The organism is Pseudoalteromonas sp. MelDa3 (assembly GCF_002863625.1).
Lineage (GTDB): Bacteria > Pseudomonadota > Gammaproteobacteria > Enterobacterales > Alteromonadaceae > Pseudoalteromonas > Pseudoalteromonas arctica.
In genome coordinates, this window is record NZ_PJBR01000149.1 from 1 (window position 1) to 5,057 (window position 5,057).

4 protein-coding genes are annotated in these 5,057 nt (G+C 41.4%); 2 read left to right on the forward strand and 2 right to left on the reverse strand.

Going from position 1 to position 5,057, the window contains the following annotated elements; genetic code table 11:
- Nucleotides 1–177: 177 nt before the first annotated feature.
- Entirely contained in the window at nucleotides 178–678 is a 501-nt protein-coding gene (locus tag CXF89_RS18250) for an RDD family protein (protein ID WP_121955394.1), read from the forward strand.
- Nucleotides 679–779: 101 nt separating this feature from the next.
- Here CXF89_RS18250 and lptG read toward each other — a convergent pair whose 3' ends face one another.
- Nucleotides 780–1,847 (reverse strand): LPS export ABC transporter permease LptG, encoded by a 1,068-nt coding sequence (lptG, locus tag CXF89_RS18255; protein ID WP_007587278.1) that lies wholly within the window; start codon nucleotides 1,845–1,847, stop codon nucleotides 780–782.
- Nucleotides 1,844–2,956, reverse strand: a complete 1,113-nt coding sequence (gene lptF, locus CXF89_RS18260) for an LPS export ABC transporter permease LptF (protein WP_007587281.1) — start codon at nucleotides 2,954–2,956, stop codon at nucleotides 1,844–1,846. The genes lptG and lptF overlap by 4 nt, the downstream gene beginning before the upstream one ends.
- A gap of 575 nt (nucleotides 2,957–3,531) precedes the next feature.
- Here lptF and pepA point away from each other — a divergent pair.
- Nucleotides 3,532–5,043 (forward strand): leucyl aminopeptidase, encoded by a 1,512-nt coding sequence (gene pepA, locus CXF89_RS18265; protein WP_121955395.1) that lies wholly within the window; start codon nucleotides 3,532–3,534, stop codon nucleotides 5,041–5,043.
- Nucleotides 5,044–5,057: the final 14 nt, after the last annotated feature.

Genomic DNA, 5,057 nt, shown 5'->3' on the forward strand with positions numbered 1-5,057 from the left:
GGTTAAATCCGCTATAAATTAAAAGGCTTTGCTACCAATAGCAGGGTCTTTTTCATTTCCCCTGTAGGTAATAACTTAAAGCAATAAAATCAATTCCCTCTCTAAGCATTAACATGTCTTAGTATTTGTAAGCTTTTTTGCTAAACTAGCTCGCATATTAATAGTGAGAGTGTATTTATGTCGGGTGAGTTTCCACGTGCTGGTTTTTGGCGCCGTTTTGCGTCGTTAGTTTACGATACGTTAGCCATTATTGCGTTTGCGATGTTAACTGTAGTGCTGTATTTATTTGCAGTACAAGGGCTTATTTCTCTCGATGTAATTAGTTTAAATGGCGCAGAGGATGTATCTGCTTTTATTCAAAATTCAAATCTTCTTTCGGGTATTCGTACCGCTCTTTTAATTATTGTTACCTTAGTATTTTTTGGCTACTTTTGGACTAAAAGCGGGCAAACCATTGGCATGCGTGCATGGCGTTTAAAAGTACAAACTATTGAGGGTAATTTAATTAGCTGGCCGCAATCAATTATCCGCAGCGTTAGCGCTTTACTCGGTTTAGGTAATTTGGTGGTGTTAGTAGATTTTAAAAACAAAAAAGCACTGCAAGATTACATCTCTAAAACAGAAGTTATTGCACTTACTAAAGAAGAAAACAGACGTATTTATAGTGAGCTTAATTAATACCAACTTTTCAAATCGTGAGTTAAGCGGTAACTAAGCAGTAGTTAAAAAGCAAAAAGGGTGACCAGTGGTCACCCTTTTTAATGCTTTGAATAGGTACTCTATACCCGTTTATTCATCAAATATGTCGCAAAGCCTATAAATATAATACTGGGCAATACCGCACCTATAATGGCTGGTATTTGGTAAACCATAACTACAGGGCCAAATATTTCATTAGTTAAGTGAAACACAATCCCCGTTACAACACCCATAATAATACGTGCGCCCATAGTAACGGTACGTAGTGGGCCAAATATAAACGAGAGCGCCACCAGCAGCATTACCGCAACAGATACTGGCTGCATCAACTTACGCCATAGAGCAAGCTCATAGGTACTTGTGTCTTGTTCGTTTTGCTCTAAGTAACTTAAATACGACCAAAGCCCAGTAAATGAAAGTGACTCCGGTTTTACCGAAACAACCCCTAACTTTTCAGCTGTGAGTTGCGAAGGGTAAAACTCTTCTGGTAATTGCTCGGTTGTGGTTTTTTCGCTAGTAATAATAACCTTATTTACGTCACGAAGCAGCCAGCCTTCTTTTCGGCTCAGTGCATCTCTTGCTTTAGTAATTTGGGTAAGCTCTAACGATTTATCAAAGTGGTACATGTGTACCCCGTTGAGCCTGCCGTTTTCATCAACATCTTCAATATTAATAAAATTATTGCCGTCTTTAGCCCATACACCTTTTTGTGTATTAAACACATCGCCGCCATGTATTGCTTGGTTACGCATTTCTTTAGCGTGTAATTGCGCTTCAGGTGCACCCCATTCGCCAAGAGCCATCATGCATACAGCCATAAATATGGCAGTTTTCATCACAGAGCCAATTATTTGTAAGCGCGACATACCGGCGGCTTGCATCACTACCAGCTCACTGTTTGAGGCAAGTGCCCCTAAACCCGTTAAGCCACCAATTAGCGCAGCCATCGGAAAAAAAACCACTAAATCGCCAGGTATTGTGTAAAGCGTGTAAAGCATTGCAGTCATTAAATCGTAACTGCCGCGCCCTACCGACTTTAACTGGTCGATAAATTTAATTAAGGTGCTAATACCAACAAGTACCAACAATGCAAAGCCGGTAGTTTGTAAAATACTGCGGCCTAAATACCAATCAAGCGTTTTCATCATGAGCCTAACTCCCGCTTAGTTACTACGGCTTTAAGCCAAGCGCCCAGCGGTCGCCCTTTTATAATTAATAACCCACCTATAAACAAGGCACTTAGATGAATCCACCACAAGCCGATTGAAGGCGGGATTTTGCCATCTTCAACTGCAAATTTAGCGGCATTTAGTAAAATAAAGTAGCCTAAGTACAAGCTAATAGCAGGTACTAGTTTTGCAAATTTACCTTGTCGAGGATTAACCACACTTAGCGGCACTGCCAGTAAGGTAAGTAGTGGGATTGATAACGGAATAGCGAGTCGCCATTGCCATTGAGCAATAGATTCAGGAGTATTTATAGCCAATAATTGGTTAGTTGGCACAGCCTCTAATTTACGGCGTTGATGCTCTATTTCTTGTTCTCGTATTTGTACGCTATAACCATCAAATTCTGTTAAATTAAGTGCAGGCGTTGTGCCGTCTGTTTCGTAACGTTTTCCATCAGTAAGCACTAGCTGTTGCTCACCATTTACAGCTTCAACCACAACACCTTGCTGTGCATATACTAAGCGCGCTAGATTGCCTTTTTCGCTATCAGGTAACTGTGCAACAAATACCTTATTGAGCTCTTTGCCGCCTTTTTCAATATTATGAATAAACACCACGGCTTTTTCGTTACCGGTTTCTTGGAACCGCCCAGCTCTGAGTGCAGATAACCCTGCATCGGCTTTGGCTTGTTCTTTCAATTGATACTCTTGCTCGCTTGCCCACGGCGCTATATACATAGTCAATGCAGCGGCTAATATGGCAAGCCCAACGCTTGATATAAGCGTTACGCGCACAACATACCATTCACTTACGCCACAGGCTTTAAGTACGGTCATTTCGCTATCGGCGTAAATACGGCTGTAAGCCAAAATAATGCCTAAAAATATACTCAGCGGAAGTATTAGCGAGGCCAGTTGTGGAAGCTTTAGTGCAATCATCGATAGCACTAATTTAGCAGGAATGCTGCCCTCAGAGGCATCACCTAAAATACCAACTAACTTTTGTGACAAAAATATTGTCATTAAAGTTAAAAATACGGCGACCTGCGATTTTAAAACCTCAGCGGTCAAATAACGGAAAATTAGCAATGCTCGCCCCTGTTAAACATGGAATTTCACTACGATAGTGAGAATTGAATAGTTAAATAGCTATTTTACCCAATTAATACCGGCAAATAGGCTATTATTATAAGCCATCAAATTTAATTATCCTACCTAAGTGCACGATATAATGTTGCATTAGTAGCCCTTAAGCATATAAAGTTCAATTACACAGTAAGAGTCTAGGGCCTGTTTATCTTTCGAGGTTAAATTTGCAGCAGTACGTTTGGTATTTAGGCAAGGCAGAGCCTATGTAGTGTGGTTATTCCCCATAAATAGGCGATAACGCAGCATAAATGCCAAACATGCGCTGCCCGAAGGGTTCTGCCTAGGGGCAATTTACTCTTTGTTGCTCGGTTTTTACTTAGCCCACTAAGTTACACACCTCGCGCCGCGATTAAATAGCCCCTAGATTGAACAAATTTTAATCCTGAAAGGTCAACAGGCCCTAACAAAATCAGCTAAAATAAGAATTATCCGCACATAAGTTACGTAGATAAGACTAGAAAATACTTTTTTAGCCCCAACTTACTAACTTAAATGACTCAAAATCAGGAGTGACAATGGAATTTAACGTAAAAAGTGGTAGCCCAGAAAAACAGCGCAGCGCATGTATTGTGGTTGGCGTTTACGAGCCACGTAGGTTATCCCCCATTGGTGAACAACTCGATAAAATTAGTGATGGCTATATCTCTAATTTACTTCGCCGTGGCGACTTAGAAGGTAAGCCAGGCCAAGTTTTATTATTGCATCATGTACCCAATGTATTAAGCGAGCGCATATTGCTTGTAGGTTGTGGTAAAGAGCGCGAGCTTGACGATAAGCAATATAAACAAATTATTTCTAAAACTATTAATACCTTAAACGAAACAGGCTCTATGGAAGCAGTCTGCTTTTTAACAGAGCAACACGTTAAAGGTCGCGACACTTACTGGAAAGTTCGTCAAGCAGTAGAAACAACGCAAGATTGCTTATATACGTTTAACCAATTAAAAAGTAAAAAAGTAGACCCTCGTCGTCCACTTCGTAAAATGGTGTTTAACGTACCAACACGACGCGAACTAACGATTGGCGAAAGTGCCATTGAGCATGGTTTAGCCATTGCTGCAGGTAGTAAGCTGTGTAAAGACGTGGCTAATATGCCACCAAATATTTGTAACCCAATGTACTTAGGCGAGCAAGCACAAGAGTTGGCAACTAATTTTGACAACATCACTGTTGATATTATTGGCGAAAAGCAAATGGCAGAACTAGGTATGAATTCTTACCTAGCTGTTGGCCGAGGTAGTGATAACGAATCAATTATGTCGATTATTAACTACAAAGGCGCCGCTGACGACCAAGCCCCTATTGTACTTGTTGGTAAAGGCTTAACGTTTGACTCAGGCGGTATTTCATTAAAACCAGGCGAAGGCATGGACGAAATGAAATACGACATGGGCGGCGCTGCAGGTGTTATTGGCGCAATGCGTGCACTTGCACAAATGCAATTGCCAATTAACGTTATTGGTGTTTTAGCTGGCTGTGAAAACATGCCTGGCTCAAACGCGTATCGCCCGGGTGATATTTTAACAACAATGTCGGGGCAAACAGTTGAAGTGTTAAACACCGACGCTGAAGGTCGTTTAGTATTGTGCGACGCACTAACGTACGTTGAACGTTTTAACCCGGATACTGTTATTGACGTAGCAACACTTACTGGCGCTTGTATTGTAGCCCTTGGCGCGCATGCGACTGGTTTACTATCAAACCATAACCCACTTGCACACGATTTATTAAAAGCGTCTGAGCAAAGTGGCGACCGTGCATGGCAGTTACCGTTATGGGATGACTATCAAGATCAGCTAGAAAGCCCATTTGCTGACTTTACAAACTTAGGTGGACGCTCTGCGGGTACTATTACTGCGGCATGTTTCTTGTCTAAATTTACTAAAAAGTATCATTGGGCGCATTTAGATGTTGCGGGTACAGCGTGGCGCAGTGGCGCTAAAAAAGGCGCAACGGGTCGTCCTGTTCCAATGCTTACTCAGTATTTATTAAATAGAGCTGGCGTAAGTGAAGCCGCTCAAGATTAAACACACTGTTTAGC